This window comes from Bacteroidota bacterium, assembly GCA_034723125.1.
Classification (GTDB): domain Bacteria; phylum Bacteroidota; class Bacteroidia; order CAILMK01; family JAAYUY01; genus JAYEOP01.
Map to the genome: position 1 here is coordinate 1 of JAYEOP010000194.1, position 3,604 is coordinate 3,604.

General features: G+C 30.2%; 4 protein-coding genes. All 4 read right to left on the reverse strand.

Annotated features, from left to right (window positions below; genetic code table 11):
* Positions 1–263: 263 nt before the first annotated feature.
* Entirely contained in the window at positions 264–611 is a 348-nt protein-coding gene (locus U9R42_05765) for a nucleotidyltransferase (GenBank protein MEA3495527.1), read from the reverse strand.
* A complete protein-coding gene (locus tag U9R42_05770; GenBank protein ID MEA3495528.1) occupies positions 604–903 on the reverse strand; it encodes a nucleotidyltransferase domain-containing protein in 300 nt (99 codons plus the stop codon). Before U9R42_05770 ends, U9R42_05765 begins: the two co-directional genes overlap by 8 nt.
* A 430-nt stretch (positions 904–1,333) precedes the next feature.
* Positions 1,334–2,608: a hypothetical protein gene (locus tag U9R42_05775; GenBank protein ID MEA3495529.1), complete on the reverse strand. Its 1,275-nt coding sequence runs from the start codon at positions 2,606–2,608 to the stop codon at positions 1,334–1,336.
* 173 nt (positions 2,609–2,781) lie between these two features.
* The coding region (locus tag U9R42_05780; protein MEA3495530.1) for a TaqI-like C-terminal specificity domain-containing protein at positions 2,782–3,604 on the reverse strand (823 nt) is incomplete at its 5' end.

Genomic DNA, 3,604 nt, shown 5'->3' on the forward strand with positions numbered 1-3,604 from the left:
AATTTTTAACGACAAAAAAGGGAAATAGAAATGATTTATATCGGGTGTTTTGATGTTAATTTGGTATTAATCCAAAAACATAATTATTTTTTTCTTTTATCTAACGAACCGTCAAGTACAGCCTGTGGCGAATACTTTCGGTAAGACCCGCTTGGTTTATGTTCCCGACCAAAAGGTGCGGGATAAATTGTGAGAGCTGCACTTTGTTAGCCGTAGTTTTAACGAAGGAATATCAGCCGCCTACTCGATTGTAGGTAATGGTTTTATTCAACTGTTCTCTCTAATTTTTTTTTGAAATCAGATAAATGATTTTTTATGATTTGCCAAACTTCCTCTGCATCAATTCCAAAATAATTATGAGCGACAATATTTCGTAAACTTTTAATCTTGAACCAGTCAATTTTATTTTCAGTCTCAGCAATAAAGTTCGATGATAGTTTTTCTACCATTTCTCCAATTATAACGAAGTTCATCATTGTAGCATCGAATGATTTTGTGTCATTGTATAAATCATCAGCATTTTCAAATTTTCCTGAATAATCCAAAATCTTTTGAATTGATTCAAGCATATTTAAGATACAACTAAAGTCTTTATGTGAAGGTTTAGGCATATTTTGTTTCTGAGAGGATTTGTTGTCTGAAAATTGGTTTTATGTATTTTTCGCGACAAATATCTACTGGTAAATTGAATTTTTTTTGAATTTCTTCTTTAAGTCTTTGTTTAAGCGTAAACAGGTCTTGTGTATCATTCTCAAATTCAACAATTATATCAATGTCACTTTGTTCATTTTGTTCTTCTCTTGCTATGGATCCAAAAATCCCAATTTTAACTAAATGATATTCTTTCTCCAGTCTTTTTTTATTTGAAGTCAGATAGAAAAGTATTTTACTTGAGTCAATCATTCTTTTAATTTTAAGTCAAAAATACAATTTCTTTTTAATTGTTTATAATATGTGTGTGGTTTTCTTGCCATTCCAACTAACGTCAAAGTTAATTGTTTAATTTACAGTCAATTAATAGTTTTCAATTTTGTTCATTTCAACCCTTTATTTTATCATTCGTAGCTGAAAAATTCAACGGATTTTTCTCCGTAGGGGGATTACCTACAACGTCAGTCTGTCTAATAACCCTAACCACCGATTAAATTTTTGTCAAATATAAGGACATTTCTGCTTTGCTCAAAAATAATTTGCTTTTTTTAGGTTCATTTTTGCTACATCTTTTCTGTCTGCCGTGCGATGGGGTGGGCAAGCTTTTTGGTTGGTTTTGGTCGTGTGTTGGCTTTTTCGAACGACCAGCCAATGTGCTTGACTACGAAGTGCAAGCTAATTATCATTTTCTTCTTTTTATTAGTTCATTGTCTAAGAATTCCAATATTTCTGGTTTTGTTAATTTATCCCTAATTAATTTTTCATATATTCCTTTGTTTTGTCGAAGCCAGAACAAATTGAATTTTTCAAAATGCAAATAAATATATTCCCATGTCCAATCAAGTTTTTCACAGTTTGATAAATTGTTCCAATTAATCTTATCGTCATACTTTCTGAGAAGGGCGATAGTTATTGGCAAGTAATAGAATGCGGAATGTTCTGAATCAAATAATTCTAAATTTTCTTCTATGAAATTTGTTGTAAGAATATCTCTGTGAATTCTTAAAAACTCTGTTTCTTTAAAATTCAATTTGTCTTTATACTTTTCTATAAAGTCAAGAGATAATTTAATATAACTAAACTTGCAAAGATTATCCCAAGGCAGATATTTTATAAATTCTTCATTTAGAAAAAAGCTTTTATCATTGAAAGGTTTCTTAAAAACCTTAAAAAAAAAGGAAGGCAACGGTTGGACAATTTTATAATAATAAGGTGTTATTGATGCATAATATTTTTTGTAATAGTAAAAAATAAAATCAAATGATTTTTTGTTGTAGGTTATTGCTGGATTCCACAATACTTTCTCCCAATTCCATCTTTTTGAAGTGGGGTACTTGTAAATAAAATTTATGCATTTCGGATTTTGAGAAAGATTATCAAAATCAAGTTTGTTAATGTGTTTTTTTATGAACTCTATTGATAAAGGGAGATTTGGGTTTGATGATAATTTTTTCCAATCCCATTTATCAGCAAATTCTTCGAGAACGGCTTCGTTAAAATCAATGTTTAATCTTTGCGATACATTAGCCCAATCTAATTTGTCTTTAAAACGTCTTAGGTTTTCTATTGTAGATAAAGGTTCTCTTGTAATCAGCCATTTCCAATCAAACTTTTCTCCAAATGTGGATAATAAATCATTTGACCAATTAATATTTTCAGATAAATGAATTGAAGTGAAATCTATTTTGCTTTCATATTTCTTAAAGAAATCAAAATCTAGCTTGATATTTTTAATTTTCCATATTGCTGTCCAATCAATTTTATCACCTAACTCATCAAGCATTTCAATATCCCATTCTATCAATTCATTATTCATGAGTTGATAACGGCCAAAATTAAGAACAGGTTTATATAAAAGCACCTCCTCTTTCGAAAAAGGGAAGAAACGAGAAAGCAAGTCAACTTTGAGTTGATTTAATTCAGTTTCCTTTTCTTCTTTTTCAAATAAGCTTTTCATAGGCTAATCTTCTTCGTCTTCCATTTCTACCAATTCCAATTCTTCTTCCTGTTCTTCAATTTCCTTCGTTTCCGCTCCGGATTTCCTTTTTTTGAAATATGGCTATCTTTTTGTTTTTAGTCATTTTATACTCTGTTTAGATGTCTTTTCCAAAGCAAGATGCTTTGGGTACATTAACTTTCCAATATCACTTTCAAAATATCCGGGCTTTTATTCTTAAACTGAGCCATACGTTTTACCACCTCATTATTGGGGTCTGTCCATTTTTGGTGGAGTTGGTTTATTACTGCTTCTTTTTCTTTGTTGCTCAAAGTATCAAAAGCATCCTGCTTTTGAGAATCTCTCGATGCCGGAAGCACCGAGTACATATCCCGCTCCACAAATTCCAATACATCTATTTCACGTTCTCTCATGTGGTCGGGGAAGTAGAGTTCGAATACAAGACTGTCAATAAAAGACATAAAGAATATCAGCGTATGATTACTCATATCATTCATTTCAGTTTTATATAAGATTAAATCAGTTATAAATCTTATGAGTTCTTGTTTATCCGAAAATGGAATTGGAAGCGGTTTTAAATTTACCGTTTTGACTTGGGCAAATGTTCGTCCACCTTCATTGACCAATAATGAATAATAATAATTTAAAAGGGTTGAATTAAAAATTGGCAACACATATTTTAAAGAAAACTTATTATTAATCAAGACTTGAACATGGGTACTATCTAATGTTAGAAATTGTTTATTGTCCATTGCTGCAACTAATTTGTCCCCTGTTTGTCTATTTATTAATTTTTCATCTTTCAAGAAAAAATCTTCATTTGTGTTGCTCCAAAGAAGTTCTTTGTCAAATAAAACATAGTTTTCTGAAAAGTTATATTTATAGGAAGAAATGTCCTTTCCCCTAAGTATTTTCCTATAAGACTCATCAATTTTATTACTTGATAAAAATCTCTTATTATCTCCAGTTATTATTCCTTGATAAAACTTAACAATG